General features: G+C 51.8%; 1 rRNA gene. It reads right to left on the reverse strand.

The features are described 5' to 3' along the window. Positions 1 to 255, reverse strand: a 16S ribosomal RNA gene (locus J5M56_RS25995); the annotation flags it as partial.

Here is a 255-nt window from a genome sequence, read left to right on the forward strand (position 1 = left end):
AACCACCTACGCGCGCTTTACGCCCAGTAATTCCGATTAACGCTTGCACCCTCTGTATTACCGCGGCTGCTGGCACAGAGTTAGCCGGTGCTTATTCTGTCGGTAACGTCAAAACAGCAAGGTATTAACTTACTGCCCTTCCTCCCAACTTAAAGTGCTTTACAATCCGAAGACCTTCTTCACACACGCGGCATGGCTGGATCAGGCTTTCGCCCATTGTCCAATATTCCCCACTGCTGCCTCCCGTAGGAGTCT

This window comes from Pseudomonas sp. 51_B (assembly GCF_017491595.1).
GTDB lineage: Bacteria > Pseudomonadota > Gammaproteobacteria > Pseudomonadales > Pseudomonadaceae > Aquipseudomonas > Aquipseudomonas promysalinigenes.